This is a genomic window from Phascolarctobacterium succinatutens YIT 12067 (assembly GCF_000188175.1).
Taxonomy (GTDB): domain Bacteria; phylum Bacillota; class Negativicutes; order Acidaminococcales; family Acidaminococcaceae; genus Phascolarctobacterium_A; species Phascolarctobacterium_A succinatutens.
Genome location: NZ_GL830909.1, coordinates 1 through 2201, shown reverse-complemented (window position 1 = coordinate 2201; position 2201 = coordinate 1). Strand labels below are relative to the sequence as shown.

The window sequence follows — 2201 nt, the reverse complement described above, 5'->3', positions numbered from 1 at the left end:
CGAGAGTATATCGTTTCAGTCAACAGCAATTTATTAACTCAAATTTCGTGTGGAATCAAGACGAAGTGTCGCAAAACTCGCGCTATGCAAAGAGATTTTACTATAGTAGATAGCTTAGCGCTCAGACAGTGCGACACTTCTATGATTCCGTACACTCATTTGCTAAAATTGCTATTCCTTGCACGATATACCCATCGCTCAATTTACTTGCCTTCTTATCAATTAGCGTTGTTCTGCAGACTCGCGTCTTGGATGCGCGAATAAAGAATATATGCGCCTGCTCTGTAAGCCTCGAAATTTGTCAACTGTGAATAGACATTAAAGCAGTATAAATCAGTGTTAAAGTGCGCTGTTTTGCACTTATTTACACAACAATGTATAATTTTTAACAATTTGTCAGCGATTTTTAATAATATACTTGCTTTTAGTTACGTAATCATGATATAATTTTTTCGGACTTTTTAGAAAAAAATTATGGAGTGATTAATTAGATGAGAAAAATCAATTATTTGTTTTTGGCGGTAACGCTCGTTATCATGGTTGGCCTATTTTATATAAGCGGACAGCATCCTAACACTGTTGATCCTGAAACCTATAAGCCTGCCGTATATTCGACAATCGGCGCTTTGCTGCCTCCGGTTATCGCAATTGCTTTGGCCTTGATTACTAAGGAAGTATATTCTTCTTTATTCGTAGGTATTGCAATCGGTGCACTGTTATATTCCAACGGTAATCTTGAGCTTGGTTTAAATACTATGCTTTACAATGAAAACGGCGGCATGATTACCAAGCTGTCAGATAGCGGTAACGTTGGTATTATGGTATTCCTGGTTATTTTAGGTATCATGGTAGCTCTTATGAATAAGGTTGGCGGTAGTGCTGCTTTCGGCCAGTGGGCTTCTAAAAATATCAAGACCCGCGTTGGTGCGCAGCTCGCTACCATTGCACTGGGTGTACTTATTTTTGTCGATGACTATTTCAACTGTTTGACTGTTGGTTCCGTAATGCGTCCTGTTACCGACAGACATCAGGTTAGCCGCGCAAAGCTGGCATATCTTATTGACGCAACTGCTGCGCCGATTTGTATTATTGCGCCGGTTTCCAGCTGGGCTGCAGCTGTAACCTCATCAGTACCTAAAGGCTCTGATATTAACGGCTTTAACATGTTCCTGCAGACTATTCCTTATAACTTCTACGCAATTACTACCTTATCTATGATGCTTCTTTTGACCATCATGAAATTTGATTTCGGCAGCATGAAGGTTCATGAGGATAACGCAAATAAGGGTGACCTGTTTACTACTGCTGCTCGTCCGTATGGTGATGATGATGACAATACCGATAAGCCTAACGGTGCGGTTATTGACCTTGTACTGCCTGTAATTGTACTTATTATCTGCTGTATTATCGGTATGATTTATAGCGGTGGCTTCTTCACAGGCGAAAGCTTTGTTGATGCTTTTGCAGGTGCTGACGCTCCTAAAGGCCTGGTACTCGGCAGCATGGCAACCTTCTTCTTTACCTTCTGCTTCTACATGGTGCGCAACGTAATGACCTTCAAGGAATTTACTGAGTGTATTCCTGCAGGCTTCAGAGCAATGGTTGCGCCGATTATGATTCTGACTATGGCTTGGACTCTGTCCGGTATGACCGGTCTTTTGGGTGCAAAGTTCTATGTGCATGATCTTGTTGCAAACTCTGCTGGTATCCTGAAAATGTTCCTGCCGACAATTATCTTTGTTGTTGCTATGTTCCTTGCGTTCTCTACCGGTACCAGCTGGGGTACTTTCTCTATTCTGATTCCTGTTGTTTGCAACGTTTTCGGTTCCGGCGATACCTATGAAATGCTGATTATCTCTATTGCTGCCTGCCTGAGCGGCGCGGTATGCGGTGACCACTGCTCGCCTATCAGCGATACAACGATTATGGCATCCGCAGGCGCGCATTCCGACCACGTTAACCACGTTTCCACACAGCTGCCCTATGCTTTGACTGCAGCTTCCGTGTCTGTTGCCGGCTATCTGATTGCCGGCGGTATTGCGTACTTTACGGAAAACTCCTTAGCGCTGATTGCTTTGCCTATTACGCTGTGCTTATTATTTGTAACATTGCTGGTTATGCGTACTTATATGCGCAAACAGGCTGCTTAAATGAAATATTTTATGAACGAAAAGAGGCTGGGACAAAACCACCCTCTCAAA

General features: G+C 42.8%; 1 protein-coding gene. It reads left to right on the top strand.

The annotated features are described in order from the left end of the window. Positions 1-491: 491 nt before the first annotated feature. Positions 492-2150 carry a Na+/H+ antiporter NhaC family protein gene (locus HMPREF9443_RS07305; protein ID WP_009145934.1) on the top strand — a complete coding sequence of 553 codons (1659 nt, stop codon included), beginning with the start codon at positions 492-494 and terminating at the stop codon, positions 2148-2150. The last annotated feature ends 51 nt before the right edge of the window (positions 2151-2201 follow it).

Excerpts from the sequence above, each read along its gene's own strand:
- HMPREF9443_RS07305 (WP_009145934.1), top strand. The coding sequence starts at position 492 with ATGAGAAAAATCAATTATTTGTTTTTGGCGGTAACGCTCGTTATCATG.